Here is a 25,121-nt window from a genome sequence, read left to right as displayed (position 1 = left end):
GCGGCTTCCATCACACCACCACGCAGTGCACGCGGGTGATGCCCTGGATTTTCTCCAGTTCGGCCAGCACGGCTTCGCTTGGAGTGGAATCGAGCGTGAGCAGCGTCAGCGCGGTGCCGCCTTCCTTGTTCCGGCTGAGGGACATGTCGGCGATGTTCACGTTGTTCTTGCCAAGGATGGTGCTGTAGGCGGCGATCATGCCGGGGCGGTCCTGGTTCTCGATGAGCAAAAGTGTGCCCTCAGGGCGGGTTTCGATGTGGCGCTCGTTCACCTTCACGATGCGCGGCTCGCCGGCGAAGAAGGTGCCGGCGATGCTGGCCTTCTCCGTGCCATTGCTGGCCTCTACTTCGATGAGATCGGTGAATTCGCTGGCTTCGGAGAGGCGGCTTTCGGTGAAACGCAGGCCAAGGTTTTCGGCGACGCCGTTGGCGTTGATGTAATTGACCTGTTCAGCACCGACGGCTCGCTCAAGGAAGCCTTTCAGCACCGCACGTGAGATGAGCGTCGTGTCCCCCGTGCCGACTTTGCCGCTGTAGTTGATGCTGACGACGTTCGAACGCGCCGGAGCGAGCTGCGACACCAGGCGGCCGAGGAGTTCGCCGAACTTCAGGAACGGCCCGATCTCCGCGAGGACCTTCGGATCGACGTTCGGCATGTTCACCGCGTTGACCACGGTGCCCTGGAGCAGGTGCGCCTTGATCACTTCGGCGATTTCGATGCCGACGTTTTCCTGCGCTTCTTCGGTCGAGGCACCGAGATGCGGCGTGAAAACGGTGTTCGGAGCCTTGAGCAGCGGGTAATCAGCAGGCGGTGGCTCAGTTTCGAACACATCGAGCGCGGCACCGGCGATGGTGCCAGCGGTGAGGGCCTCGGCCAGAGCGGCGTCGTCGATGAGACCGCCGCGGGCGCAGTTGATGATGCGGCAGCTTGGCTTCAGCGTGTCGAGACGTTTCGCATTGATCATGTGCTTCGTCTCGGGCGTGAGCGGCATGTGCATCGTGATGTAATCGGCCTGCACGATGGCGGCGTCGAGATCCTCGCAAAGAGTCACGCCGAGGCTTTCCGCGCGGTTTTTGCTCAAATACGGGTCATAGGCCACCACGCTCATGCCGAAGGCCTTCGCCCGCTTGGCGAACTCGGCGCCGATGCGGCCCATGCCGAGCACAACGAGCGTTTTGCCATACACTTCCGTGCCTTGGAAGCTTTTGCGGTCCCATTTGCCGCTGACGATGGTGGCGTGTGCCTGCGGGGTCTTGCGGGAGAGGGCCATCATCAAGGTGAAGGCCTGCTCAGCGGTCGAGATCGTGTTGCCGCCGGGGGTGTTCATGACGACGACGCCGCGCTTCGAGGCGACAGGCACGTCGATGTTGTCCACGCCGACACCGGCACGGCCCACGACTTTGAGATTCGGGGCGGCTTCGAGCACTTTGGCGGTCACTTTGGCGCCGCTGCGCACAATGATCGCGTGGGCGTCACGGGAAGCCTCGATCATCTTGTCCTCGGCCTTCAGGTCCATGTTCACCGTCACGTTGAAGGACGGCTCCGCTTTGAGCAGGTCGATGCCCTTGCTCGAAATGGGGTCGTTGTTGCCGGCGATGAGGATGTTGAACTTGGACATGGTGTTTTTGGGGAAAAGGGCGCGCAGACTAGCCGCCTTTCCTCCGCGCTCAAGGAGCAATGCGTGCTGGACAGAAGAGGGGGGGCGGAGCATGAATGCGCATGCTCGTAGGAACCAAGTTCGCCACCGCAGCGATTGCCCTGGCCAGCCCTCTTTCCATGAAAGAATTCATCGCCGTGACCGCGGCCGCCCTCGTGCTGCCGGCGCTTGTTGTCTGGCTCGTCATGCGGGGCCAGTCGAAGCGCCAGCAGGCCGAATCCGCCGCAGCGCTCGAAAAGCAACGGGCTGATGCCGAAAACACGCTGAAAGCAGAACAAGCACGGGCAGCAGCCGCGGCAGCCGAGGCCCAAAAGGCCGCCGATGCCGTTGCCGCGAAGCTGGCGGACACCGAGCAGCGCTTCTCCACCCACCGCGAAGTGGCCGAGCGCCGCGCAAACGACGCCTCCCAGCAGATTGCGCGGCTTGAAAGTGAACTGGCCGCCACGCGCGAAATCGCCGCGCAACTGGCGCCCACGCAGTCGCGCATCAAGGATCTGGAACTGGCACTTTCCGCCGAACAGGGCCGGGTGAAGGCCCAGGAACAGGCCATTGAGGCCACCAATGCCCGTGCGGCCGATTTTGAAAAGCGCCTCATCGAAGCCCAGGAGCTGGTGATGCGGCACAAGAAGGAGATGCAGGAAAATGCGGTCGAATTGAAGAAAATTCGTGACGAGCAGGCCGTCTATGCCGCCGCGGGCGGTCCGGAGGCCGAGCTGGCAAAAGCCCGCGAGGCTCACCAGCAGGCCGAGGTGAAGATCGGTAACCTTCAGCGCGCCTTGAAGGCCGCCGAGGCACGAATCGAGATAGTGCAAAAGGAATTCATGAACGCGGTCGGCGTCTCCTCCGCCCCCGTGGCAGGAGCGCCCTCCGCGCCCTCCAGCGATAAGAAAGTCCGCGATCTGGAGGAGAAGCTGGCCCATTTGGAGGCCGAGTCGCGCAAGCGAGCAAGAGAGGACGGCTACAAGATCGCGGAGCTCGAATACCGCCTCAGCGAGGCCTTGGATGCATCGAAATCCAACCAGGCAATGACCGAGGCACCCGCTAAACCCAAGCCTTCGCCCGCTGCCGAACCTACCCCCATTGTCGAAGTCATAACGCCCAAGGAAGAAGAGCCGAAGGCCGTGGCACCTCCGGAAGTCACCGCGACGGTGCAGTCGGAACTTCCGCTGCCATCGCCCTCCACGCCCGCTTGAGCCTTCCGGCCGCTTTGAGTGCTGTTCATTCTCTCACGGTAATTTTCCCGTCCACCTCCGCGTTCTACCTGCCCGCATGAAAATCAGCCTCGCCCTCGTCACACTTTTTGCTGTCACCACCACCAACGCCACCACCGACTGGTCCCGTTTTCGCGGCCCCAATGGCACCGGCATCGCCAACACGACCGGCTTGCCGTCCGTGGTCGATGAAAGCACGACGCTCTGGAAGGTGCCGCTCGGCAAAGGCTGGTCCTCGCCGGTGCTGTGGGGCGATATGGTCGTCGTCACCGCCGAAACCGCGGCCAACAAACGCGCCGTTATCGCCCTCTCGGCCAAGGATGGCAAGGAACTCTGGCGCTACGAGACCGAGTTCGTCCCGCACAACATCCACAAGACTTACAACACCTTCGCCAGCAGTTCCGCATTCGTCGATGGCGAGCGCATCTACATCAACTGGAGCTCCGGCACGAACATCCAGGCGCTCGCCCTCGATCACAAAGGCAAGCTGCTTTGGCACAACGACCACGTGGCCGACTACATCCACGAGCACGGGACCGGCATCTCCCCCATCGTCGAGGACGGCATCATGATCGTGCGCAGCGAGTTCGACTGGCAACGTGACGGCAAGGTGTACACCGAAGATCCTGAGCAGCAGAAGTGGAAGTCCTGCATCGTCGGACTCGACGCCAAAACCGGCAAGCAGGCCTGGAAGCTCGACATCCCGAACTGCCTCAACACCTTCTCCACGCCCGTCGTGCACACCTTGAAGGACGGAAAAAAGGAAATCATCTGCTCCGACACCGGCAGCGGTGTCATGGGCATCGACCTCAAGACCGGCAAGATCAACTGGCAGCACAATCCCGGCTATAAGCAGCGCTCACTCGGTTCCGGCGTGCTCAGCGATGACTTCTTCTTCTGCACCTTCGGCACCGGCGGCGGCGTGAAGGAGATCGCCGCGCTCGACCTGAAGAGCGGCAAACCTCAGCCTGTCGCGTTCGACATTCCGAAAGGCCTGCCCTATGTCCCCTCCCCGCTCGTGATCGGCAACGAGATGTACCTCCTCGGCGACGGCGGTATCCTGCGCTGTGTTGAATTCAAGACCGGCAAGGTCATCTACGAGGAACGTGTCGAAGGCACCGCCGGCAGCGCGAAATTCTTCAGCAGCCCGGTCGCCGGCGACGGCAAAATCTTCTGCGCGAGCCAACAGGGCGACCTCATCGTCATCAAAGCCGGCACGAAGTTCGAACGAATCGCCGCCAGCAAGCTCGATGCCCCGGTGAACTCCGTCCCGGCCATCGGCGACAAGAAGCTCTTCGTCCGCACCGCCAGTTCACTCTACTGCATCGGCGCGAAGGGTCAGCCGGTGCCGTGAATCAACCGCATCACGGAGCCTCCAGCTTGTCGCCGCGCACCACCTCGGCGCTGCCGTCGAGACGTCCCACAATGCGCTCGCCTCGCCGGTCCGCCTTGCGGCTGATGAGTACGATGGTTTTTCCATCTGCCGTGTCCTTCATGCCCGCGCCACGGTATTCCCATGCCTGCTCCCCAGTTGAACCTCCCTGCGTGGAGTGTTCTTCCAGCAACCCCCGGTAATCGAGAATCTTTTCCTCATAGAGCGCCTCCAGCGTGGGCGGCAGGCTGCCCTCATGATCTGAAGCATACTCTTTCATGCCGAGAACGAGCTGCTTGGCGTTGTTCACCGACTTTATCTGCAAAGCCTGCTTCTGGATGGAATTGAAGGCGGGCACCGCCAACGATGCCAGGATCGCGATGATTGGAATCGCCGCGATCATGATGTAACCCGTGACGAGCCCTGTGACCGCCATCCCGCTTCCTTTCAAGGCTCCGGCGGATTTCTTGATCGCGGAAAGACCGAGATGCCCGAGAATGATCGCAGGAATGCACGGCAGCCAGAGCAGCAGCCCCAGGATGCCGCAAATCATGCTCGCCACCGCCATGCCCGAGGTTTTGGCATCCGGCACTGGCATGACACCTCTTGGCACTGATGGTCCGAAGACCGCCTGACCTGTGGCGGGAACCGGCGGCGGGATCAGCCTCGACAGTGGTTGCCATTCGGCCATGCCCTCGCACCAGCCGAGGTCGCTGCCGCTGAGTTCACCAGACACGAGGCGTCGATAAACTTCCTCTTTCTCAAAGGGGCCGGACTTCTCTCCATTTTTTCCGACGTAGTATTCCATGATGCGAACGGGGTGGGTTGAACTGACCACGGAATATCAGAAGCCCCCATATGAGCACAATCACGAAATCAACTCGCTTCCATCGATGCCACTCATCTCATCCATGAGCAAAATCCCCTTTGCCAAGCCCGGACGGGCGGGTATGGACACGGCCCCTAAAACTATGAGCAAAAAAAGTGACTTCGGACTCATCGGCCTCGCCGTGATGGGCCAAAACCTCGTTCTCAACGTCGAAAGCCGCGGCTTCCAGGTCAGCGTCTACAACCGCACCACCAGTGTCACCGACGAATTCCTCGCCAAGCACCCCGGCAAGGCCCTCGTCGGCACCAAGACCCTCGAAGAATTCGTCCAGAGCCTCGCCCTGCCGCGCAAAATTCACATCATGGTGAAATCCACCGCCGTGAAGGACAGCGACCGTGACGCCGTGGACGCCGTGATCGAGCAGCTCATCCCGCTTTTGGACAAAGGCGACATCGTCATCGACGGCGGCAACAGCTTCTACCAGACCACCGAGCGTCGCGACGCCTACATGGCTGAAAAAGGCCTCCGCTTCATCGGCGCAGGCGTCTCCGGCGGTGAAGAAGGTGCTCGCAAAGGCCCCTCCATCATGCCCGGCGGTCCGGCTTCCACTTGGGAAGTGATGAAGCCCATCTTTGAATCCATCGCCGCGAAGGTCGATGGCGAGCCCTGCGTCATCCACATCGGCCCCGGCGGTGCCGGTCACTACGTGAAGATGATCCACAACGGCATCGAGTACGGCGACATGCAGCTCATCTGCGAAGCCTATAACATCTTCAAGCATGCCGGCTTCACCACCGACGAGATGGCCGCCATCTTCAACGAGTGGAACGAGGGCGACCTCCTCAGCTACCTCATCCAGATCTCCGGCAAGGCTTTGGAGCAAAAAGACCCCGAAACCGGCAAGCCCGTCGTCGAACTCATCGTCGATAAAGCCGGCCAGAAAGGCACGGGCCAGTGGACCCTGCTCAACGCCGCCGAAAACGCCGTCGTCATCAGCACCATCAATGCCGCCGTCGAGGCCCGCATCCTCTCCAGCCAGAAGAAGCAACGCGTCGCCGCCAGCACCCAGCTCACCGGCCCGACCGTCAACATCACCACCGACAAGAAGGAACTCGTCAAAAAGGTCCACGACGCCCTCTACGCCTCCAAGATCATCAGCTACGCCCAGGGTCTCGACCTCATCAAAACCATGGGTGAGAAGAAGCAATGGGGTCTCGACCTCGGCCGCATCGCCGCCATCTGGCGCGGCGGTTGCATCATCCGCGCCCGCTTCCTCAATCGCATCACCGACGCCTACCGCACCAACGCCAATTTGGCTAACCTCATGCTCGATCCGTTCTTCAAAGACGTGCTCAGCAAGACCCAGCAGAACTGGCGTGAAGTCGTCAGCATCGCCACCCTCAACGGCATCCCGGTTCCGGCCTTCAGCGCCTCCCTCGGCTACTACGACAGCTACCGCGCCGCCCGCCTCCCCGCCAACCTCCTCCAAGCCCAACGCGACTTCTTCGGTGCCCACACCTACGAGCGCACCGACAAGCCCGAAGGCCAGTTCTTCCACACCGAGTGGCCGGAAGTGATCGGCTAATCCGAAAGGAGCGCGGCATTTTGTCCGCTACCCCCCATCAACGCGAAGGCGGCTGAGGCAACTCAGCCGCCTTCTTGCATCCTGATCTGAAGCCACTAGTGTCTGGCCATGAAATCCAACTCCCACCCAAAAGTGCGTGAAGGCTGGCAGGCGGTGAAATGCACCAGCCTGGATGACATGCGCACGCAAAACATCCGCTTCTGGCAGCGGGCAGGAGGGGCGGCCATTCGCCAATCCGCGTGGGAGCTGGTGGTGGAAACCTGGCAGGCGCAGCACCGCGATCCCGATGAACTCCGATTTCAAAGACTTGCTCCGACTGTTCGCCAGGCATGAGGTGCGTTACCCCATCGTGGGCGGTTACGCGGCCATGCACTATTCCCAGCCGCGATTCACCAGGGACCTGGACCTCTGGCTGGAACCAAACAAGGAAAACGCCTCCCGTGTCATGCGAGCTTTCGGTGAGTTCGGCATGCCGTTGATCGATGTCACCCCCGACGACTTCGCGCGGGAAAGCTTTCAATACATGGTCGGTCGCGCCCCGGTGCTGTTCGATTTCCTCACCTCGCTACCCACGATGGATTTCGCCCACTGCTGGAATAGCCGTCTCACGGACAACGAAGAAGGCTTCCCGATCCATTTCCTCAGCCGCAACGACCTGATCCAGGCCAAAAAGCAAGCAGGCCGCCCCCAAGACCTCGCCGACCTCGATGAAATTCGCCGTGCTGGGGAAGACGAGGCGTAAAGAAGCCCGCCAACCGAGTGATCAGCTAATGTGGTTCACCCCTCGGGGCTGATCTGAGCCGTCCAGAGGACGACACCACACTTCAAAAACATCAGAAAGACGGCTGATGCAGCTCAGCCGGTTTTTCAGTCTACGACTTCAACGAGCAACTCTTTGGTTCCGTTGATCTCCCCCCCCGCAACACCATCCGCACCTGCCGACGGAGGAAGAAGCAGCCACCTTTGCATGCAAGCCTTGCATGGCTTCTTCAAGTCGATGGATCTCATCATCCCTTCCGCCATGAATCACCTGACAGTGCTGCCGATCACGTCGAAGGTGACCGTCATGGGCAGGCTCTTGGATTCACGACCCACCGACAACGGAAGGAAGAGTCATGCTTAAGGCAGCACGTCAACGCAGGAAGCATCGAGGCGCGCCGCCGCATGCGGTGGCGCATCTTCGGCAAGGCATCGGGCTACGCTTTGCCGCGCTGCTGAAATCGGGACGGGGTGCCTGGGTGGCGTTTCTTGCGGTGTTAGGGCCTGGCCTGCTGGCGGGACTCTCGGATGATGATCCGGCTGGCATCACGACTTACTCCGTGCTGGGCGCGGACTTTGGCTATCGGCTTCTGTGGATCATTCCCGCGTCCACGGTGCTGCTGGTGCAGTTCCATCTGATGGCGGTGCGCATCGGTGCGGCGACTGGCAAAGGCTTTGTGGGCATCATCCGCGAGAAATGGGGACGCGGCGCTGGCTACTTCGCGGTCTGCGGGCTGCTGTTTGCGAACTTCGGCACGATCTGCGCCGAGTATGCGGGCATCTCCGCCGCAGGCGGGCTGGTGGGCATTCCCTCATGGATCAGCGCCCCTGTGGCAGGCTTGCTGATCTCGCTCGTGGTGGTGCTGGGATCGTTCCACCGCGTGGAGCGGGTGCTGCTGGTGATCTCAGCGACACTGGCGCTGTACATTGTCGATGGTTTTCTGGCCGCGCCGGACTGGAGCGCCGTGTGGCATCAATCCGTGGTGCCGCACCTGCCGACGAGTCCAGCGGGCTGGATCGCCATTGCAGCGGCCCTGGGCACGACGCTGGCTCCATGGGGGCTGGCATTCATCCAATCCTATGCGGTGGACAAGAAGATCACCCTGGAAAGCCTGCGCTGGGCGCGGTGGGATGTCGTGATCGGCTCGGTGCTCACCGGTGTGATCGGACTGGCCATCGCCGTGGCCTGTGCGGCAACGCTGAACAAGGCGGGCGTGCACATTCAACATGCGGGCGATGCGGCGAAGGCGCTCGAACCGCTGGCGGGCCGCTTTGCCACCGTCATCTTTGGCGCAGGTCTGCTTGGGGCTTCCTTGCTTGCGGCAGCCATCGTGCCCATTGCCACGGCTTACTCCATCGCCGAGGGCGTCGGCGAGCCCGCATCGCTCGATCTGGACTCGCATCACTTTCAGTGGTTCTACGCGGCGTTCATCGGACTGACCATTGCCTCCGTGAGTGTGGTGTCGCTGCCTGGACTGCCGCTGATTCCGCTGATCTACACGAGCCAAGTGGTCAACGCGGTGCTGCTACCTCTGCATGTGATCACCCTCCAGCGCCTCGCTGGAGACGCATCCATCATGGGCGATGCGCGGCAGGGGCCGTGGTCGCGTGCGCTAGGCTGGGTGAGCATCGTGTTGATCGTCGCCTGCGTCGCGGCGCTGGCGTGGAGTTGGATGAGCTGAGTGGAGACAGAGCACGGGGTAGGCAGGCTAATTGGGGTCGTGGCGAGAACTGCCACGCGGTTTTCGTTCATGAACAGCCATGAAACTCGCCGCTGCGCTCCACGCCGCCGGCAAGCCATTCTCGACGCCCGGCTTGAAGCAGGACATCGAATTCGCGAAGGCAGGCGAGGTTTCGCTGACCCTCGATGCGTTCGTGCCGGAGGGAGAGGGGCCGTTTTGTCCGCCGCAGGATCTCGTGGCGCATGTGAAGCGCCGCAACGAGCTCCGCGGCCTCGGCGACCTGATCGGCAGCCACGAGATAAGCGAGGCGAATTTCGCCAAACTGGCCGCGATGTCGCCCATCACGCACGTGAAGCCAAGTTTGCCGCCCTTTCTCCAAATCCACGGCGATGCCGACACGACCGTGGCGCACGAGCAGAGCGTGATGTTTGAAAAGGCAATGAAAGCCGCCGGAAACACCAGCGAGACGATCACCGTGAAAGGCGGCGGCCACGGCATGGGCGGCTGGGCGAAGCTTAACAGCGACTACGCCACGAGAATGATCGACTGGCTGCGTGTGACGCTACAAAAGTGATCCATCATCGAATAAACCATGCATGCCGCCGAGTCAGCGTGCATGGAAGATATTCAACCGCAACTGACGCAGATCTCACGCCGGTTGGCTGCGAGCTGGGTGGCGAAGACGGGGGCCGGGGCGATGCGGCGCACGGCCTGGATGAACTCGTGGGCACGGTCTTCGAGAGCAGGTGTGTTGAGCTTGAGGGTGAGGATGAGGCGGCGTGCCTGAATGGCATCCTGAATCCGGGCGATGTGCGGAAGGACTTCGGGCGGGGCGAGATTGATGTCGCAAAGCAGGAGAGCGGGCTCCTGCGGCAATGCAGTCAGGTTCAGCCGGCCTGCGGCGGTGCGCCAGTGGTCGAAGCGTACGTTTTGTGCTTTGGCGAGCTGGAGGACGCGGGGATCCATTTCGCCGGTATCGACGCCGAGCACGTGCATGCCGCGCTTCAGCAGCGCAACGGTGGCTCCGCCGGGAGCGCAACCGAGATCGAGGGCGGTCTGGCCACGGAGGTCGAGCTTGTCCCAGCCGCGCCAAGCGAGGGCCTGCTCGAATTTCAGCCAGGCGCGTGAGGGGACGTCATCCGGCAGGCTGATGCGCGGCACACCGCCGGGATGCGTGTGCGCGCCCTCATGATGCTCGTGGTAGCCGACAAAGAATGGCTCCTCGTCGCTTTCGCCAATGATCACGTCGAGTATCAAATCGCCGGGAGCGTAAGAGGGCCTAGTTTCCACCGCGATGCCGGCCAGTTGGAGGGCGCGGACGATATCGGCTTCGAGGACGTCGATGCGCTGCCATGTCGCGGTTTCGACGCCGTCTTCAGGTGTGATTCGCGGGAAGACATGAAGCCTGAACGGCTCCGGACTGAGCTTCCGGGCGTGATCAACGATCTCGCTGATCGATTTGCACAACCCGAGGGAGATGCCGCTGACTCTGGCGAAATGACTGAGGGTTGGCGGAGGCTGGAATTCGGGATGACGCAGCTTCCAGGTGATGAACTGCGGTTTCATAAACGCGGGCGTGAGTTCGCCCCGGAAGTGGGTGGCGATGTCACGTTTGATCGCGGCTTCGGAGCCAGCCCGGCAGGTGGTGAAGCGGAAGGGGGCGTTCATGTGGAGAAAAAGAAGGGCGGAGCCAAGGCTCCGCCCTCCGTGGTCAGATGCGAGGTCAAAATTCTTATTCCACACCTTTCCAGGCACCAAAGTTCGCGCCTTCGGTGATCCACTTTTTGATCAGGTCGATGTTGGCAGCGCTCACGCGGTCGCCCTTGCCTTCGGGAGGCATGGCGAGGTCGTCGGATTCTGGCAGGGCCATCGTCTTGACCAGCCAGCTCGCGTCAGGCTTGCCGGCGACGACGTTTTCATTGGGATACTCCTTGCCCCCCTTCATGATGACGGCGGCTCCATCGAGTCGAAGGCCGCCCTTGGGCTTCTTAATCTTGCCGTTTTCCTCGTGTTCCTTTTCGTGGCACTTGAAGCAGCTCTCCTTGAGGATGGGCAGGATCTGCTTTTCAAAGTCCACCTTGCCAGCGTCCTGAGCACGGGTGGTATTGACGGAGGCGCCGAGGCAAAGCACGGCAGCGAGTGTGAGGGCGAGTGTGTTTTTCATGGGTGGTGTGAAACGGGAAGGCGGGCGAAGATGTTCACGAGGATTTTTCGCGGTCAAGCTGCAACCCTGCTGGCTATCGAAGCCGATTCACAAAAGTGAGGCAAGGTAAATATTTTGGTGGCCTTAAATAATATAGTCTGGCAGAATCCCGCCCGTAATCCCATGAGCCGAGCCAACGCCGTCGCCGCCCGCCCTCCTCGCACCCGATCCACGGACGAGAAGGTCAGTCCATGGAACGACGTGCATGGCATCCTGCTGCTGCTACTGTCGGCTCTGCTGCTGCTGGCACTGGTGTCGTATGACCCACGGGACATGCCTTCGTGGTCATTTCTGGCACTTTCTGAGTCTGTCGGTGGTGAGACGATCAATTTTGTCGGGCGTGCCGGGGCGCTGATCGCGGGCCACATGCTCTGGCTGATGGGGTATGCGGCTTACCTGCTGCCTTTCAGCATGACCTGGTTCGGCGTGAGCAAACTGCACTCCAAGATGAAGCTCACGACTTCCGCGTGGCTCGGGGTGGCCGTCATGATCATCAGCGGCGCTGCATTTTTCGAAGTGCAGGGCCTGCTGGTCGAGCGTGATCACATCACACCGCTCGGTGGCTCGGGCGGGCTGGGTTATGTGATCGGCGGAGTCATCCTCAAGCATCTGCTTGGCAAGGTGGGGGCCACGCTAGTTCTCGGTGGCGTCTATTTGTGCGGCTTGTTTTTGGTGACGGGAACCCACCCGTTGATGGCCATCCGCAGCATGCGGTCTGAATTCACCCGCTGGCAGCAGGAACGCGAGGCGCAGCGTCTGGCGGAGGAAAAACTAGCCGAGGAAGCCGCGAACACCATCCCCGGCACGCTGACGCCGGTGCCTGCGGATTTACGGAAGAAAAAGAAAGGCGGCACCGAACTGCGCGGCGACACGCCTGCGCCTGTCGCGACGAATCTGGAGCTGCCGCTCAAGTTTGATCCGCCTGCGCCGAAGATCATCGATGCATCCATTCCTCGTTCGCACGAGGAGAGCTCGAACAAGCCGAAGCTTGCCGAAGTTTGGGAGAAAAAGCGTGCGCAGAAGATCGAGCAGGCCCCGCATGGCTCGCTAGGCAATCTCACCGTGCGCTTCAAAGACTACAAGCTGCCGCCGATGGACCTCCTGCGTTGGTCCGATGATAGCAATCACGCGCCGACGGACAAATCCGAGTTGCTGGCCATCCAGACCACCATCGTCAAGGCGCTCGCCAGCTTCGGCATCAGCGTCGAGCCGGGTGACATCACCCGCGGACCTGCGATCACGCGCTACGAGGTTCGTCCCGTCGATGGCCTGCGTGTCAGCCGCATCGCGAATCTCGACGCCGACATCGCCCGAGCCACACGTGCCGAGCGCATCAACATCCTCGCGCCGATTCCCGGCAAGGACACCGTCGGCATCGAGCTCGCGAACAAGGAGAAAATCATCGTGCCGCTGCGTGAGCTGCTGGAAGACGAGACCTTCGTCAACGGCAAGGCCAAGCTGCCCGTTGCTCTCGGGAAGGATGTGTATGGCAAGACCATCATCGGTGATCTCGCCGCCATGCCGCACCTGCTCGTCGCGGGCGCCACCGGCTCCGGCAAATCGGTCTGCATCAACAGCATCGTCACCAGCCTGCTCTGCCGCTTCGCGCCGGATGAGCTGCGCTTCATCATGATCGACCCGAAGGTCGTGGAAATGCAGAACTACGAGGAGCTGCCCCATCTCGCGCTGCCCGTCGTCACTGATCCGAAGAAAGCTCTGCTCGCGCTCCGCTGGGTGGTGAAGGAGATGGAAAACCGCTATCAAATCTTCGCGCAGGAGGGCTGCCGCAACTTCGAGGCCTTCAACAACCGCAATCGCAAACGCAAGGCCGAGGCGGATGCCGCCCGTGCCGCGCGCAATGCCGCTGGATCACCGCCGATCAAGGCGGGTGCCGATGATGCCCGCGTTTCCGCCGCTTTTGCCAAAGAAGACGATGCGGCGCCAAAGACAGCCCAAGTCGGCACCGTGGACGGCGATCCCGAACTGCGCGATGCCAGCGGGACCTGGTTGGGCGATTCCCAGCCGCCTCCCCCGCCGAAGCAGGAGGTCGTCATTCCCGATACGATGCCCTACATCGTCGTTATCGTCGATGAGCTCGCCGATTTGATGCAAACCGCGCCCGCGGACATCGAAGTCGCCATCGCCCGCATCACGCAGATGGCACGCGCCGCAGGCATTCATCTCATCGTTGCCACGCAGACACCGCGTGCCGACGTGATCACCGGCGTGATCAAAGCGAACATCCCCACCCGCATCGCCTTCCAGGTGTCCTCGGCGCTCGACAGCCGCGTCATCCTCGACCGCAAGGGCGCTGAGAACCTCGTCGGTAAAGGCGACATGCTCTACGTCCCGCCCGGCGGCGCGCAGCCTGTGCGCAGCCAGGGCGCCCTCGTCACCGACGATGAAATTCACGCGCTCGTGAATCACTGCGTCGCGCAAGGCAAGCCCGTGTTTGATGTCAAAGTCGATGACGAAAATGGCGGCTTTGGCGATGAGGACGGCGAGGGCGAGGACGGTGTCAGCGCCGAGGAGTTGGAGTGCCTGGAGAAATGCCTCGAAGTCATTCGCCAGGAGAAAAAGGCCAGCACCAGCCTGCTGCAACGCCGTCTGCGCCTCGGCTACGGCCGCGCCGCCCGCATGATCGACTTGCTTGAGGACCGTGGCATCATCGGTCCCGGCGAAGGAGCAAAGCCGCGCGAGATTCTCGTGCAGATGGACTAACCAGCCTTGCGCAAACGGAGCGGCTGGCGAGAATCGGCGCATGCCCGACCACGCCGCCTTCCGCACTTTGTTCGCGAACCTCAAAGCCGAGATGCAAAAAGCCATCGTCGGCTACGATGAGCTTCTGACGGACGTTCTGGTGGCGATTTTCTCCGGCGGGCACGTGCTTCTGGAAGGTGTTCCGGGCCTTGGCAAGACCTACCTCGTGCGGACGCTCTCGCAGGTCGTAGGTCTGGAGCCCGGACGGGTGCAATGCACGCCCGATTTGATGCCGGCGGACATTCTGGGCACGCACATCGTCGGCGAGGATGAAAAAGGCCACCGCACGCTGCGCTATGAGAAAGGCCCTGTGTTCAAGAACCTGCTGCTCGTCGATGAAATCAACCGCGCCACGCCGAAGACACAGGCCGCGCTGCTCGAAGTGATGCAGGAGCGCTGCGTGACCACCGGCGGCGAGCGCCACCTGCTGCCGGAGCCGTTCTTCGTGCTCGCCACGCAGAACCCGATGGAGATGGAAGGCACCTACCCGCTGCCGGAGGCGCAGCTCGACCGCTTCATGTTCAAGGTCAAGGTCCCCTTCCCCGATCTTGATGCGCTCGTCGAGATCTCCCGCCGCACCACTGGCTTCACCGAGCCCAAACTCGCGAACATGACCAGCGGCCCGCAGTTGATGGAGATTCAGCAGAAACTTTCGCAAATGCCGGTGGCCGACCCTGTCGCGCATTACGCCTCCCGTCTCGTGCTCGCCAGCCATCCGGAGCAACCTGATGCGCTGCCTGAAGTCAAACGTTACGTCAGCTACGGGGCCAGTCCGCGTGGCCTGCAGGCTCTCATCCGTGGCGCCCGTGTCTGGGCCGCCATTCAAGGCGCCACCGCTGTCTCCACAGACGACATCCGCGCCATCGCCCACGTCGCATTGCGTCATCGCATCATCCTGAATTTCGAAGGCGAGGCCGGGCAGATCAAAGTGGACGACATCATCACCAAGCTGCTCGACCAGGTGAAAACTCCGGCGCAGCAAGCGTCCTGAAGGAATGACGAAACCAGAATTCAGAATGACGAATGAAGCTCCCATAGCGGAAGACCTCACGGGCGCTCATTGGGCAATTCCTCATTCATCATTCTGGTTTCGTCATTTGCCACTCTCCTTTCTTCCACCGCATCGTTGCTGAACAATGCCCGACACCCTCGAACGCGAAGACCTCTTCGACGCCGCCTTTCTGGACCGGCTGCGGGTGCTGGCTCTCCGTTTGAGAAAACGGCGGCAATTGATGCGACGCGGTGAGCAATCGACGCCCGCGACCGGTTTCACGCGTGAGTTCAAGGACTACCGCCACTACACCCCGCGTGAGGACTACCGCGCCATCGACTGGCGGCTGTATGCCCGGCTGGACAAGCTGTTCGTGCGTCTATACGAAGAAACGCAGGAGCTGAACCTGCACATCCTGCTAGACACCAGCACGTCGATGGCGCGGCCGTTTCCCGAGAAGCGGCGGCAGGCGCTGCGTTTCGCCGTGGCGCTGGCCTATCTGGCGCTCAGCGCCCAGCAGAGGGTGAGCATTTATTCCATGAGCAGCGGCGTCCATCAGGAGCTGCCGCCGTTGCGCGGGCAGGGAAACATCGAAAAAGTCATCCAAGCCGTCTCGAAGCTCAAATTCGACGGATTGACCGACATGAAGCGCTGCTTTGACGAGTTCCGGCCCAGCAAGCAGCACTTTGGCATCATTTTCATCATCAGCGATTTCTTTGGTCAGGAGATCGGAAGCGCCACCGAGGCCGTGGCCCGTGTCTCGGCCTGGCCGGGAGAAAATCACTTCCTCCAGATCGTTCATCCCGAGGAGCGCCAGCCCGAACTCGAAGGCGAACTCGAGCTCGCCGAGGTCGAAACCGGCGAACGCCGCCGTTTCTGGCTAACCAAGCGCGATGTTCAGCGCTACGTCGAGACTTTCGACGCTTTCGCCGAGAACCTCGCCCGCGAGTGCGCGAGCCATCGCATCGACTTCATGCAGGTGAGCAGCGAGGAGGCCTTCGAGGAGCGCTTCCTCGATCTCCTCGTGCGCGGCTCGGCCCTGGCGGGCGGCGCGTGACTTTTCCCGGCCTCTTTCGACCATGAACTGGCCTTTGATCAAAGCTGTCGGACTGCTCGTCGCCTCGAATGTCTTCATGACCTTCGCCTGGTATGCGCACCTGAAGGACATGAAGGCAAAGCCGTGGTTCATCGCGGCTGCGGTGAGTTGGGGCATCGCGTTTTTTGAATACATGCTCCAGGTGCCCGCCAACCGCATCGGCAGCACCACCCTGAGCCTGCCGCAGCTCAAGATCATCCAGGAAGTCATCACGCTGACCGTTTTCGTGCCCTTCGTGCTGTTTTACATGAAGCAGCCGCTCAAGTGGGATTATCTCTGGGCGGCCCTCTGCATGTGCGGTGCGGTGTATTTCATTTTTCGCAAGTGAACCGGCTGATTGAGAGCTTCCTGGGAGGTCTGCTGGGACCGGTCGGTGCCTGGACTGTGCGTCTGCTGACGCTGAATCAGTGCAAACCGGACCCCGAGTCTTGGGGCTCGATCTGCCTCGGCTGGGGACTACTGGTCGGTGCCATCATCCTGCTCGGCTCGCAGGGCGTTCGCTGAGCCTCGACAGCCAGCTTGTTCACATATTCACATTTGAATTGTGAAAATGTTTAACAAAGGTTAAATAAAGCCGAATTTCCCATGTCCTCCGCAAACCGCCGACGACACCTTCACGAGAGCCGCACCCGTCCCGCAGGCATCAACAACCGCCCGGACGTGCGGAAAGATCGTGCCCTGTTGCTATGGAAGCGCTGGATCGGCGGAGTCTTGCTGGCACCTGCGTGTCTGGTTACCGCTGTCACGCTGATTGTGATGCTCTGGCGGGCGGTCACGCGGATGGATTTTCTGCGCTCGGAGGAGTTCATCTTTTTCACCTTTGGCGGCCTCGTCTGGGGCGTTGCCTATCTGGCCGGAGTGCGGCCAGTGACGCTCTATGTTCTCGGTCATGAACTGAGCCATCTGTTCACCGCCCGCATGTTCGGCGGCCGCATCTTCGACTGGAAGGTCAGCGCGGCGGGCGGCTACGTCGAGACCGACAAGTCGAACACTTGGATCACGCTGGCCCCTTACCTCATTCCGTTTTACACGCTGATCATCATGCTGGCCTTCGGCATCGCCGGACTGGCGCTGGACATGCAGGAGGCGCACGCGGTCTCGCTTTGGAAATGGACGCTCCACGTAAAACCGACGCGGTTTCTTTACGCGCTGATCGGCCTCACCTGGTGCTTCCACGCCACCTACACGATCAAAACCGTCATCGCCGAGCAGGGCGACCTCAAGCGCAACGGCGAGTTCTTCTCGATGATGCTCATCTTCCTCATCAATGCCTTTCTGCTCATCGCCCTCTTCCTTGCCGCCTCCCCATCGCCGGGGCTGGGCCTCGGAGAGGTACTGCGCTGCTGGTGGTCCGTCGCCACCGGCATGCTCGGCTGGGTGTGGCGGCTGGTGTTTTGAGCACCATCACGGCGCATGATGCCCGGATGCCGGGCATGCCTCATCAATGTGTCCAGACCTGCCGCATGAATCCTTCCTGGCAGCCACCTCCCCTTCTCGCGCACAAAAACACCAGCACTTCCCTCAAAAGCACCGTAAAACCGCGCTGCCATTGCAGTATTGACATCTGACCTCCCGCTTTGGAGCATCCACACCTCACATCATGAAGAAATACAACGTCGGAATCATCGGATACGGCTGGGCCGCAGGCGCCCACATTGAAGCCATCAACAAGACCACCCAGGGCCAGGTCACCGCGGTCTATTCCTCCCGCAAGCTCGATGACGCCGAGCTCTCCGCGAAGCACGGTAGCAAGATCAAGAGCTACCAGAGCATCGACGAAATGCTCGCCAATCCCGACATCCACGTCGTGGACATCACCAGCTACCCCAGCCAGCACCGCGACCAGGCTGTCGCCGCCGCGAATGCGAAGAAGCACATCATCCTGGAAAAACCCATGGCCAATTCCCTCCAGGAAGTCCGCGAAATCGTCGCCGCCGCCAAGTCCAACGGCGTCAAAGGCTGCGTCTGCTTCGAGTGCCGCTGGTCGAACCAGTTCCAGGTCACCAAGGCCCTTATCGATGAAGGCCTGCTCGGCAGCCTTCACTACGGCGAGATCGACTACTACCACGGCATCGGCCCGTGGTACGGCCAGTTCCGCTGGAACACCGGCAAAAAGGACGGCGGCAGCGCCCTCCTCACCGCCGGCTGCCACGCCATGGACGCCCTCCTCATGATGATGGGCAGCGAGGTCGAGAGCGTCTGCTCCTTCTCCACCAAGAGCGCCAGCGACATCTTCAAACCCTACGAGTACAACACGAGCAGCACCACCATCCTCCGCTTCAAAAACGGTGCCGTCGGCAAATCCGCCGCCATCGTGGACTGCCTCCAGCCCTACTACTTCCACACCCACCTCTGCGGCAGCCAGGGCAGCCTGCTGGACGACAAGTTCCACTCCATGAAGCTGCACACCGACAAGCACGCCTGGAGCAAGCTCTCCATGAAGATGCTCGACTCCGGCGACGTGAGCGATCATCCCTACCAGAGCCAGTTCCAGGCCTTCTTCGATGCCTTGGATCAAGGCAAGGACATGCCGCTCACCAGCTTCCCCGAGTCCTTGAAGAGCTTCGAAGTCATCTTCGCCGCTGACAAGAGCGCCGAACTCAGTGGCAAGCCGGTGACGATCGCCGAACTCGGCTGATTCGCACAGAAAGGGCGCGGACGAATTCGTCCGCGCTTTTTTATGCCCCTCTCAGCTTCGACACGTCGTAGAGGCTCAGCATCGCGGCGAGGACTTCGTCGCGTTTGCCTTGCTTGAGCATGTCGAAGGTGACGTGCTTGCCGGGCAGGAGCTTGAAGTGGCCGGAGCGGGTGCGGCGCAGGGCGCTGAGGTGCGCGCCGCAGCCAAGCTTCTGGCCGATGTCGTGCGCGTAGGTGCGGACGTAGAAGCCCTTGCTGCACACGACGCGGAAATCGACCTCCGGCGGGGCGAAGCGGGTGATCTCGTAGTCATACACGCGTACGAAGCGCGGCTCGCGCTCCACCTCCTGGCCCTTGCGGGCGAGCTTGTACAGCGGGACGCCGTTGATCTTCACGGCGGAGACCATGGGCGGCATCTGGTAAAAGTCGCCGCGCAGGGTATCGAACGCGGCCTTCACCTGCTCGAGCGTGAGATCGGCGGGGACGGGCTTTTCCTCCACCGTTTCACCTTCGGCGTCCTGGGTGTTGGTGGTCTTGCCGAGGGTGAGAGTGCCGACGTATTCTTTGTCCTCGGACATGAGGAGTTCGGAGAGGCGGGTGCCGTTGCCAAGCACAAGGATGAGCATGCCGGTGGCCATGGGGTCGAGCGTGCCGCAGTGGCCGATCTTTTTCATGTTCAGGCATCGGCGTGCGACCGCCACCACGTCGTGGGAGGTCATGTCCTGGCCTTTGTCCACAAGCAGGACGCCGCTAATCAATTCGTCTGACTTCATCCTCGAGTACTTTCAAAAATTTCTCCGCCGCTTCTTCAATGGGTCCGCGCAACCGCGCGCCGGACGCCATGCGATGACCGCCGCCGCCAAACTGACCGCAGATGACGGACACATCGAGACGCGCGTCCTTGGAGCGCGCGCTGACGCGCACCTTTCCGTCCGCGACATCCTCAAAAATCACACAACTGACCACAGAGTCGATCTGCCGAAGGGTGTCGATGAGACCTTCCGTGTCTCCGGGCAGCATGGCGATGTCATCCATGAGCTTTTGCTTGAGCTGCCAGCTCACAATGCGGCCGTCGGCACGGAACTGCATCTCATTGAGCATGGCGCGCATCAATTCCAGGCGGCGCATCGGATACGACTGGTAGATCAACTGCGCCAGCCGCGCGGTGTCGAGCCCGGCCTCGATCATCTCCGCGGCGATGCGATGCGAGCGGGCATTCGTGCAGGAGAACTGGAAGGAACCCGTGTCCGTCGAGATCGCGATGAAGAGATTCTGCCGCACGGCGTCATCCATCGGGAACCCCTGCTCGCTCAGAAAATTGTAGATGATCTGGCCGGTGGCGGGCGAGTCGCTGTCGATGAGATTGAGCGTGCCGTAACCGGGATTGGTCGGGTGATGGTCGATGTTCATCAGCACCGGAGCGGGATCGAGCAGCGCCTTGCACTTCTCACCGATGCGCTCATGCGTGGCGGTGTCGAGCGCGATGGCGAGATCAACATTCAAGGGCCCCGCGCCGGGCCGGATCACCGTGTCGGTGCCGGGAAGAAAGGCCAGATTCTCCGGCACGCCGTCCTCCAGCATGGCGGTCACTTCCTTGCCCATGGCGCGCAGGCTGAGGGCAAGCCCGAGCAGGGAACCCACGGCATCTCCGTCCGGCCGCACATGGGAGACAATGGCAATGCGCCTCGCGGCACGCATGGCGGCGGCGATTTCGGCGGTGGTGGAGTTCACGGGCATCGGGAACCCGTGACAAAGCACTGCCAGCCTCTTGCGCAAGGAGAAGATGAGGCTGTGAGCGAGTATCAACCGCCTCAAAACCAGCGATGAGACGTTTTTGCCTCTTGTGTCAGCGATCCTCCTGTCCAAGCCTTTGCGGATGCTTTTCGGCTACTACATGCATGACCTCAGCCCGCACCTGATCAAGATCACGGACAGCATCGCGGTGCATTGGTACGGGCTGGCGTATGTGCTGGGGTTCTATCTGACCTACCGTGTGATGTTGTTCCTGGCGAACCGCGGCCTCTCGGAGATCAAGCCGGCGGCGGTGGCGGACTTCATCACGCTCGTGGCGCTCTTCGGCGTGGTGCTGGGCGGGCGACTGGGCTTCATGCTGCTGTATAACTTCGATGAGTTCATTCATCGCCCGTGGATTTTCTTCCTGCTCAATCAAGGCGGCATGGCGAGCCACGGCGGCATCGCGGGCGTGGCGCTCTTCTGCCTGTGGTATGCGCGGAAGCACAAGATCTCATGGACGGGCATCGGCGACACGCTGGTCTGCGGCGCGCCGCTGGGCATCTTCCTGGGCCGCATCGCGAACTTCATCAACGGCGAGCTCTTCGGCCGCGTGACGAACGTGCCGTGGGCAATGAAGTTCCCGACGGAGATGCTGCATGAGGATTTTTACCGTCTAGGCGGCCAGCCGGGCCTGCTGCCCGAAGGCATCCAGCACAGTCCGGACATCATCGCTTTCTTCGAGCAGAACCGCGGCGGACGCGCGGAGTTGGAGGCGATTTTGCATCCGCGCCACCCCTCGCAGCTTTATGAGGCGCTCGGTGAAGGCCTCTTCCTGTGCGCGATCCTGCTCTTCATCCGCATCAAGTGGCCGCGCCTGCCCCACGGCATCCTCACCGGGCTGTTCTTCCTGCTTTACTCGGTCATCCGAATCGCGCTGGAGAACGTGCGCCAGCCGGACAGCGGCTCGGAGATGATCATGGGCCTGACGAAGGGGCAGTTCTTCTCGACGTTCATGATCGTGACCGGTCTGGCCTTCCTGCTGTGGGGCTGTTTTTTCGGGAAACGCCCCGCCGAAACCGCCAAAGCCTGATTTTCCTCTTTGGCGCATACAAAAGGCGAACCCGGAGGCGTTAGGCAGGTCGAACACCAGCCACCCCGCATGGAAGCCTCATTTGACTGGAAACAGACCTTCAACCAAGTCGCCCCGCAGCTTGTGCTGTATGCGCGGCAGCTTGTCGCCTCGAAGGCCGATGCCGAGGACGTGGTCCAGATGGCCTTCGTGCGCTGGTGGCGGCGGTTCCCGGAGGGTGACAGCGCGCACATCCCCCTGCTCTACGCCGCTGTGCGCACCATCGCGCTCGACCAGCGCCGCTCCGACACCCGCCGCGTGAACCGGGAGGCGAAGTCCGACATCGCCATTCCTCATGAAAACACCCCCGCCTTCGACCCGCAGCCCGGCCAGCAGGAGATCGCCTCCATCGTCGAAAAAGCGCTCCAGGACCTGCCCGAGCAGCAGCGCGAAGTCGTGACGCTCAAACTGTGGGGCAACCTGACCTTCAACGAGATCGCCGCGATGACCAACGAGTCCATCAACACCATCGCCGGCCGCTACCGCTATGCCTTGCAGGCGCTGCATAAAAAGCTCGCCCACCTCAGGGAAGACCTTCTCGGCGAACCCACGCCGCCGCCCGTCAACATTCTGCCTTTTTCCAAACCCCAGGAGGCCCTGTCATGAACCACGACCCCGATGATACCCGGCTCGAAAACCTGCTGCGCGGCCTCGCGCCCGCCGCACCGTCCCCTGCCCTCTCGCAGCGAGTCGATGAAGAACTGAAGCTCGACATGAGCTGGCTCACCACCACGTCCCGGCAACGCCACCTGCCCCGCTGGCTCGTCTCCGCGAGCTGGGCCGCTCTCGGCGCCGCCGCCGCCGTGGCGGTGATGAGCAACCTGCCGTCCCGTGCGGACTCTTCCGCCGGCACGCTCGCCGCCTCCACGCCCACCGTCCTGCCAGTGGCCACCATCCGCGAATGGGAGGACGTGCAGGACGAAGGCATCCACTACACGCAGGGACGCCTCCCGGAGCAGCACCTGCGCGTCATCGCCCGCGAGCGCCAGACATGGATCGACCCGCGTGATGGCGCGCAGATGACCGTGGAGTATCCGCGTGAGCAGAAAGTCATCCTGCCCGTCTCCTTCCAATAAATCCCCCGAACCTGAACCCCGCCCGACCATGAAACTCAAACACTCCCTCCTCATCGCCTGTCTCAGCGCTGCACCCGTGTGCGCGCAGCAGGCGGAGCAAAAAGCCGAGGTCCGCAAGATCGAAAAATCCGAGTCCTCCTCGACCGGCGATGCCAGCGCCACAGCGACCGTGACCGTGGATGTGAACGGCGTCCGCAAAACCGAGACACGCACCTCGCGCCCCGGCAGAAACCAGCCTCCGCCCGGAAATCCGCCGGGGCAGCCGCCTCAAGACCCGAAGCCCGTGACTTACATCGGTGTGATGACACGGGATGTCTCCCCCGAGCTGCGCTCCCAGTTCTCCCTGCCCGAGGGCTTCGGCATCATGGTCGATGAGGTCATGCCGGACTCCCCCGCCCAGCATGCGGGCATCAAAACCCACGACATCCTGCTGAAATTCGAGGACCAGCAGCTCGTGAACATGGAGCAGCTCATGCTCCTGGTGCGCGCCAAAAAGAAGGGAGATGTCGTGAACATCACCCTCATTTCCGGCGGACAGGAAAAGCAGGTGCCCGTGACCCTGGGCGAGCATGTCATGCCCGCGGTCCAGCACGGCCGGCATCCAAACTTCGCCGGCATGCCGCAGAACGGAGTGTTCTTCTTCAACGGTGACCCGGCGCAAGGCGGCATGCACGGCTTCCAGAAGCAGGGCCAGGAGATGAACGCGCAGATGCAGCGCTTCCAGAAGGAGATGAAGGAATACCAGCAGCGCATCCAGGACTGGGCGCGGCAGAACAACGGCGCCCCGATGCCACAGCCTCCAGCCTTCAACATGCCGGGCAAACCGCAGCCGCAGCCCGGCCATGTGAACGGCATCATCCAGGTCCAGCCTAGCGGCGGCAACGTGCAGCAGTTTAACTTCAGCGAAGCCCACGCCGCCACCAACATCACCCGCCGTGACGACTCCGGCGAATACACCCTCAAGACCGAAGACGGCAAGACCACCTTCACCGCCCGCCCCAACAACGGCAAGGAGCAGACCTGGCCCGTCAGCAACGAAGCGGAGCGCAACGCCGTGCCGCCGGAGTTCCGCGACAAGCTGCGCATGATGGACGGAGCGCAGAGCGGCATTCACATCCAGATCCATCCCGGCCCCGGCGGCGCTCCCCCGCCCCCGCCTGCTCCCGGCGGCGTGAACCAGCCCGCGACACCTCCGCAGAACACCAAGCCCACCACCTCCGCCTGATCATTCGAGGCATGAAAAAAGCTGCGATGGCGTCACGCCATCGCAGCTTTTGTCTTTCAAAGGGGGACGGGCACTCCTGCCCGTCGGGTATGGTGAGCGATCGCACGTGTGCACCGGCGGACAATCGTGTCCGTCATGCGTCTCACTTCGCCGCCAGCGCTTCCTTGATCGCGTCCAGCACCTCAGGAGCGTCCGGCTTCACCTTCGGCTCGAAGCGCTTCAGGATCTTGCCGTCCTTGCCGACAAGGAACTTGCCGAAGTTCCACTTCACATCGCCCGGAAACGGCGACTCAGGGCCGCTGAGCACCTGGTAGAGCGGGGATTTCTCCGGTCCTTTGCACGTCACCTTGTCGAACATCGGGAAGGTCACCTTGTACTTCGTGGAGCAGAACTGCTTGATCTCCTCATTCGTGCCCGACTCCTGCTTGCCGAAGTCGTTGCAGGGAAAGCCGAGCACCGCCAGGCCGTCCTTGGCGAACTTCTGGTTCAGTTCTTCGAGCTGCGTGTACTGCGGCGTGTTCCCGCAGCGCGAGGCGACGTTCACGATGAGCATCACCTTGCCCTGATAGGCCTTCAGGGAGGTGTCTTTGCCGTCGATGTCCTTCAAAGGAACATCATAGACAGATTTGGGAGCGTCCGCGGCGCTCAACGCGAACGCGGCAAGGAGGGTGGTGGTAAGGGTGAGAATTTTCATGGGGCGGAAGGAACGCTCCGGCAGGCGTGAGTATTACGCGCCTTCATGCCTGGCGACATGTTATCGTGATCATACAGGAACTGTCCCTGCCGGTCTCCAAGTGTCGGAGAGATGTGACGCCTGGTCATGCATGAGGCTTCGAGGGTGCTGAGAGACATTCGTGCGTTTGATGACCTCCCGGCGGCGGGGTGTAGCCGGGATCACCGGGTTCTAGGATGCCGTCCCAGGGGACATTCGGGTTCGGTGAGTCCCAAGTGTATTTTTGGCCGGTCCAGGGGGCGATTTCCTGGGAGTCCCAGTGCAGCGGCTTCATGGCTCATGCACGGCGGGTAAAGGTGTGGACCTCGCACCGGGCACAGGCGCGGCACAGCTCGCAGGTGGCGTGACGGTCGGCGGCGCAGCGGGGACAGTGAATGCAGAGGGCGCAACTGGAACGAACGATGCCGGTCTTTGGCAAGGCCACGGCATGCCTGCCGCATGC

26 protein-coding genes are annotated in these 25,121 nt (G+C 61.8%); 18 read left to right on the top strand and 8 right to left on the bottom strand.

Going from position 1 to position 25,121, the window contains the following annotated elements; translation table 11 throughout:
* Positions 1 to 10: 10 nt before the first annotated feature.
* Positions 11 to 1,618, bottom strand: coding sequence for a phosphoglycerate dehydrogenase (gene serA, locus ACILSE_RS11190; RefSeq protein ID WP_395717472.1), 1,608 nt, complete (start codon positions 1,616 to 1,618; stop codon positions 11 to 13).
* A 158-nt stretch (positions 1,619 to 1,776) separates the two neighbouring features.
* On the opposite strand from serA, the gene ACILSE_RS11185 reads away from it, so the two are divergent.
* Both ACILSE_RS11185 and ACILSE_RS11180 read left to right on the top strand, forming a co-directional pair.
* Complete coding sequence (locus ACILSE_RS11185) at positions 1,777 to 2,850, top strand: hypothetical protein (RefSeq protein ID WP_395717471.1); 1,074 nt, start codon at positions 1,777 to 1,779, stop codon at positions 2,848 to 2,850.
* Between the two features lie 76 nt (positions 2,851 to 2,926).
* Positions 2,927 to 4,222, top strand: coding sequence for a PQQ-binding-like beta-propeller repeat protein (locus ACILSE_RS11180; protein ID WP_395717470.1), 1,296 nt, complete (start codon positions 2,927 to 2,929; stop codon positions 4,220 to 4,222).
* A gap of 10 nt (positions 4,223 to 4,232) precedes the next feature.
* Here ACILSE_RS11180 and ACILSE_RS11175 read toward each other — a convergent pair whose 3' ends face one another.
* Positions 4,233 to 5,048 (bottom strand): DUF4190 domain-containing protein, encoded by an 816-nt coding sequence (locus ACILSE_RS11175; RefSeq protein WP_395717469.1) that lies wholly within the window; start codon positions 5,046 to 5,048, stop codon positions 4,233 to 4,235.
* 163 nt (positions 5,049 to 5,211) lie between these two features.
* Here ACILSE_RS11175 and gnd point away from each other — a divergent pair, with 163 nt between their 5' ends.
* The 5 genes from gnd to ACILSE_RS11150 all read left to right on the top strand — a co-directional run bounded on the left by gnd (position 5,212) and on the right by ACILSE_RS11150 (position 9,669).
* Positions 5,212 to 6,654, top strand: coding sequence for a decarboxylating NADP(+)-dependent phosphogluconate dehydrogenase (gene gnd / locus ACILSE_RS11170; RefSeq protein ID WP_395717468.1), 1,443 nt, complete (start codon positions 5,212 to 5,214; stop codon positions 6,652 to 6,654).
* Between the two features lie 108 nt (positions 6,655 to 6,762).
* Positions 6,763 to 6,987, top strand: coding sequence for a hypothetical protein (locus ACILSE_RS11165; protein ID WP_395717467.1), 225 nt, complete (start codon positions 6,763 to 6,765; stop codon positions 6,985 to 6,987).
* Positions 6,941 to 7,396, top strand: a complete 456-nt coding sequence (locus tag ACILSE_RS11160) for a hypothetical protein (protein WP_395717466.1) — start codon at positions 6,941 to 6,943, stop codon at positions 7,394 to 7,396. Before ACILSE_RS11165 ends, ACILSE_RS11160 begins: the two co-directional genes overlap by 47 nt.
* Positions 7,397 to 7,769: 373 nt before the next feature.
* Positions 7,770 to 9,095: an NRAMP family divalent metal transporter gene (locus ACILSE_RS11155; protein ID WP_395717465.1), complete on the top strand. Its 1,326-nt coding sequence runs from the start codon at positions 7,770 to 7,772 to the stop codon at positions 9,093 to 9,095.
* A gap of 79 nt (positions 9,096 to 9,174) precedes the next feature.
* Entirely contained in the window at positions 9,175 to 9,669 is a 495-nt protein-coding gene (locus ACILSE_RS11150) for a prolyl oligopeptidase family serine peptidase (RefSeq protein WP_395717464.1), read from the top strand.
* Positions 9,670 to 9,722: 53 nt separating this feature from the next.
* Here ACILSE_RS11150 and ACILSE_RS11145 read toward each other — a convergent pair whose 3' ends face one another.
* Together ACILSE_RS11145 and ACILSE_RS11140 are read right to left on the bottom strand one after the other, a co-directional pair.
* Complete coding sequence (locus tag ACILSE_RS11145) at positions 9,723 to 10,763, bottom strand: SAM-dependent methyltransferase (protein WP_395717463.1); 1,041 nt, start codon at positions 10,761 to 10,763, stop codon at positions 9,723 to 9,725.
* A 64-nt stretch (positions 10,764 to 10,827) separates the two neighbouring features.
* Positions 10,828 to 11,259, bottom strand: a complete 432-nt coding sequence (locus ACILSE_RS11140; RefSeq protein WP_395717462.1) for a c-type cytochrome domain-containing protein — start codon at positions 11,257 to 11,259, stop codon at positions 10,828 to 10,830.
* A gap of 162 nt (positions 11,260 to 11,421) precedes the next feature.
* Here ACILSE_RS11140 and ACILSE_RS11135 point away from each other — a divergent pair, with 162 nt between their 5' ends.
* The 7 genes from ACILSE_RS11135 (at position 11,422) to ACILSE_RS11105 (ending at position 18,783) form a co-directional block, all read left to right on the top strand.
* Positions 11,422 to 14,019, top strand: a complete 2,598-nt coding sequence (locus tag ACILSE_RS11135; protein WP_395717461.1) for a DNA translocase FtsK — start codon at positions 11,422 to 11,424, stop codon at positions 14,017 to 14,019.
* Between the two features lie 40 nt (positions 14,020 to 14,059).
* Positions 14,060 to 15,049: an AAA family ATPase gene (locus tag ACILSE_RS11130; protein ID WP_395717460.1), complete on the top strand. Its 990-nt coding sequence runs from the start codon at positions 14,060 to 14,062 to the stop codon at positions 15,047 to 15,049.
* Between the two features lie 145 nt (positions 15,050 to 15,194).
* Positions 15,195 to 16,106 (top strand): DUF58 domain-containing protein, encoded by a 912-nt coding sequence (locus ACILSE_RS11125; protein ID WP_395717459.1) that lies wholly within the window; start codon positions 15,195 to 15,197, stop codon positions 16,104 to 16,106.
* Between the two features lie 22 nt (positions 16,107 to 16,128).
* The gene (locus ACILSE_RS11120) at positions 16,129 to 16,473 is read left to right on the top strand and encodes a DMT family protein (protein WP_395717458.1); all 345 of its coding nucleotides are present in this window, start codon (positions 16,129 to 16,131) and stop codon (positions 16,471 to 16,473) included.
* On the top strand, positions 16,470 to 16,649 hold the full coding sequence (locus ACILSE_RS11115; protein WP_395717457.1) for a hypothetical protein: 180 nt from the start codon (positions 16,470 to 16,472) through the stop codon (positions 16,647 to 16,649). Before ACILSE_RS11120 ends, ACILSE_RS11115 begins: the two co-directional genes overlap by 4 nt.
* Positions 16,650 to 16,730: 81 nt before the next feature.
* Positions 16,731 to 17,543, top strand: a complete 813-nt coding sequence (locus ACILSE_RS11110) for a hypothetical protein (RefSeq protein WP_395717456.1) — start codon at positions 16,731 to 16,733, stop codon at positions 17,541 to 17,543.
* Positions 17,544 to 17,745: 202 nt separating this feature from the next.
* Positions 17,746 to 18,783 carry a Gfo/Idh/MocA family protein gene (locus ACILSE_RS11105; protein ID WP_395717455.1) on the top strand — a complete coding sequence of 346 codons (1,038 nt, stop codon included), beginning with the start codon at positions 17,746 to 17,748 and terminating at the stop codon, positions 18,781 to 18,783.
* Between the two features lie 40 nt (positions 18,784 to 18,823).
* Here the strand turns inward: ACILSE_RS11105 and truB are convergent, their stop codons facing one another.
* Both truB and ACILSE_RS11095 read right to left on the bottom strand, forming a co-directional pair.
* Entirely contained in the window at positions 18,824 to 19,555 is a 732-nt protein-coding gene (truB, locus tag ACILSE_RS11100; RefSeq protein ID WP_395717454.1) for a tRNA pseudouridine(55) synthase TruB, read from the bottom strand.
* A complete protein-coding gene (locus tag ACILSE_RS11095) occupies positions 19,533 to 20,513 on the bottom strand; it encodes a bifunctional oligoribonuclease/PAP phosphatase NrnA (protein ID WP_395717453.1) in 981 nt (326 codons plus the stop codon). Before ACILSE_RS11095 ends, truB begins: the two co-directional genes overlap by 23 nt.
* Positions 20,514 to 20,625: 112 nt before the next feature.
* Here ACILSE_RS11095 and lgt point away from each other — a divergent pair, with 112 nt between their 5' ends.
* From lgt to ACILSE_RS11075, 4 genes are all read left to right on the top strand, one after another.
* Complete coding sequence (gene lgt, locus ACILSE_RS11090; RefSeq protein ID WP_395717452.1) at positions 20,626 to 21,606, top strand: prolipoprotein diacylglyceryl transferase; 981 nt, start codon at positions 20,626 to 20,628, stop codon at positions 21,604 to 21,606.
* A gap of 69 nt (positions 21,607 to 21,675) precedes the next feature.
* Positions 21,676 to 22,251: an RNA polymerase sigma factor gene (locus ACILSE_RS11085; protein WP_395717451.1), complete on the top strand. Its 576-nt coding sequence runs from the start codon at positions 21,676 to 21,678 to the stop codon at positions 22,249 to 22,251.
* On the top strand, positions 22,248 to 22,721 hold the full coding sequence (locus ACILSE_RS11080) for a hypothetical protein (RefSeq protein WP_395717450.1): 474 nt from the start codon (positions 22,248 to 22,250) through the stop codon (positions 22,719 to 22,721). Before ACILSE_RS11085 ends, ACILSE_RS11080 begins: the two co-directional genes overlap by 4 nt.
* Before the next feature lie 28 nt (positions 22,722 to 22,749).
* Positions 22,750 to 23,946, top strand: a complete 1,197-nt coding sequence (locus ACILSE_RS11075; RefSeq protein ID WP_395717449.1) for a S1C family serine protease — start codon at positions 22,750 to 22,752, stop codon at positions 23,944 to 23,946.
* A gap of 142 nt (positions 23,947 to 24,088) precedes the next feature.
* On the opposite strand, the gene ACILSE_RS11070 is transcribed toward ACILSE_RS11075, so the two are convergent.
* Both ACILSE_RS11070 and ACILSE_RS11065 read right to left on the bottom strand, forming a co-directional pair.
* Positions 24,089 to 24,640, bottom strand: a complete 552-nt coding sequence (locus ACILSE_RS11070; protein WP_395717448.1) for a glutathione peroxidase — start codon at positions 24,638 to 24,640, stop codon at positions 24,089 to 24,091.
* A gap of 124 nt (positions 24,641 to 24,764) precedes the next feature.
* Positions 24,765 to 24,953, bottom strand: coding sequence for a hypothetical protein (locus ACILSE_RS11065; protein ID WP_395717447.1), 189 nt, complete (start codon positions 24,951 to 24,953; stop codon positions 24,765 to 24,767).
* Positions 24,954 to 25,121: the final 168 nt, after the last annotated feature.

Source organism: Prosthecobacter sp. (genome assembly GCF_044236155.1).
In the GTDB taxonomy this organism is placed as follows: domain Bacteria; phylum Verrucomicrobiota; class Verrucomicrobiia; order Verrucomicrobiales; family Verrucomicrobiaceae; genus Prosthecobacter.
Note: the sequence above shows the minus strand (reverse complement) of the source record. Positions and strands in the feature narration are given on the sequence as shown.

What these genes read in the sequence shown, in the direction of transcription:
- ACILSE_RS11175 (WP_395717469.1), bottom strand. Translation starts at nt 5,048, where the DNA reads ATGGAATACTACGTCGGAAAAAATGGAGAGAAGTCCGGCCCCTTTGAG.
- ACILSE_RS11075 (WP_395717449.1), top strand. Translation starts at nt 22,750, where the DNA reads ATGAAACTCAAACACTCCCTCCTCATCGCCTGTCTCAGCGCTGCACCC.
- ACILSE_RS11110 (WP_395717456.1), top strand. Translation starts at nt 16,731, where the DNA reads ATGTCCTCCGCAAACCGCCGACGACACCTTCACGAGAGCCGCACCCGT.
- ACILSE_RS11155 (WP_395717465.1), top strand. Translation starts at nt 7,770, where the DNA reads ATGCTTAAGGCAGCACGTCAACGCAGGAAGCATCGAGGCGCGCCGCCG.
- truB (WP_395717454.1), bottom strand. Translation starts at nt 19,555, where the DNA reads ATGAAGTCAGACGAATTGATTAGCGGCGTCCTGCTTGTGGACAAAGGC.
- ACILSE_RS11070 (WP_395717448.1), bottom strand. Translation starts at nt 24,640, where the DNA reads ATGAAAATTCTCACCCTTACCACCACCCTCCTTGCCGCGTTCGCGTTG.
- ACILSE_RS11145 (WP_395717463.1), bottom strand. Translation starts at nt 10,763, where the DNA reads ATGAACGCCCCCTTCCGCTTCACCACCTGCCGGGCTGGCTCCGAAGCC.
- ACILSE_RS11080 (WP_395717450.1), top strand. Translation starts at nt 22,248, where the DNA reads ATGAACCACGACCCCGATGATACCCGGCTCGAAAACCTGCTGCGCGGC.
- ACILSE_RS11125 (WP_395717459.1), top strand. Translation starts at nt 15,195, where the DNA reads ATGCCCGACACCCTCGAACGCGAAGACCTCTTCGACGCCGCCTTTCTG.
- ACILSE_RS11105 (WP_395717455.1), top strand. Translation starts at nt 17,746, where the DNA reads ATGAAGAAATACAACGTCGGAATCATCGGATACGGCTGGGCCGCAGGC.
- ACILSE_RS11065 (WP_395717447.1), bottom strand. Translation starts at nt 24,953, where the DNA reads ATGAAGCCGCTGCACTGGGACTCCCAGGAAATCGCCCCCTGGACCGGC.
- ACILSE_RS11140 (WP_395717462.1), bottom strand. Translation starts at nt 11,259, where the DNA reads ATGAAAAACACACTCGCCCTCACACTCGCTGCCGTGCTTTGCCTCGGC.
- ACILSE_RS11185 (WP_395717471.1), top strand. Translation starts at nt 1,777, where the DNA reads ATGAAAGAATTCATCGCCGTGACCGCGGCCGCCCTCGTGCTGCCGGCG.
- ACILSE_RS11120 (WP_395717458.1), top strand. Translation starts at nt 16,129, where the DNA reads ATGAACTGGCCTTTGATCAAAGCTGTCGGACTGCTCGTCGCCTCGAAT.
- ACILSE_RS11150 (WP_395717464.1), top strand. Translation starts at nt 9,175, where the DNA reads ATGAAACTCGCCGCTGCGCTCCACGCCGCCGGCAAGCCATTCTCGACG.
- ACILSE_RS11165 (WP_395717467.1), top strand. Translation starts at nt 6,763, where the DNA reads ATGAAATCCAACTCCCACCCAAAAGTGCGTGAAGGCTGGCAGGCGGTG.
- ACILSE_RS11180 (WP_395717470.1), top strand. Translation starts at nt 2,927, where the DNA reads ATGAAAATCAGCCTCGCCCTCGTCACACTTTTTGCTGTCACCACCACC.
- ACILSE_RS11130 (WP_395717460.1), top strand. Translation starts at nt 14,060, where the DNA reads ATGCCCGACCACGCCGCCTTCCGCACTTTGTTCGCGAACCTCAAAGCC.
- ACILSE_RS11085 (WP_395717451.1), top strand. Translation starts at nt 21,676, where the DNA reads ATGGAAGCCTCATTTGACTGGAAACAGACCTTCAACCAAGTCGCCCCG.
- ACILSE_RS11135 (WP_395717461.1), top strand. Translation starts at nt 11,422, where the DNA reads ATGAGCCGAGCCAACGCCGTCGCCGCCCGCCCTCCTCGCACCCGATCC.
- gnd (WP_395717468.1), top strand. Translation starts at nt 5,212, where the DNA reads ATGAGCAAAAAAAGTGACTTCGGACTCATCGGCCTCGCCGTGATGGGC.
- ACILSE_RS11160 (WP_395717466.1), top strand. Translation starts at nt 6,941, where the DNA reads ATGAACTCCGATTTCAAAGACTTGCTCCGACTGTTCGCCAGGCATGAG.
- serA (WP_395717472.1), bottom strand. Translation starts at nt 1,618, where the DNA reads ATGTCCAAGTTCAACATCCTCATCGCCGGCAACAACGACCCCATTTCG.